The 219-nt window shown below is 53.4% G+C and carries 1 pseudogene; it reads right to left on the minus strand.

Annotation, left to right across the window (positions count from 1 at the left end):
* Positions 1 to 219 (minus strand): annotated as a pseudogene (locus QN347_RS21075) (septum site-determining protein MinD); the annotation flags it as partial.

Here is a 219-nt window from a genome sequence, read left to right on the forward strand (position 1 = left end):
GATCAATTCGTTCAGAACACGTTCTACGCCCTCTTCGGTCAAGGCATCTTTATCGCGGGTTTGCGATCAGCGCTTGCTTTAATGTCGCCTCGCCGCTGATGACGTTGACCAGGTCATACACCACACGACGTTCGCAACCCATAATCAGATCCAGGTTACGCAGACCCACGTCAAAATCCAGCACCGCAGTTTTATGTCCGCGCATGGCAAGGCCAGACG

The sequence above is a fragment of the Sphingomonas sp. 10B4 genome (genome assembly GCF_035019905.1).
Classification (GTDB): domain Bacteria; phylum Pseudomonadota; class Alphaproteobacteria; order Sphingomonadales; family Sphingomonadaceae; genus Sphingomonas; species Sphingomonas glacialis.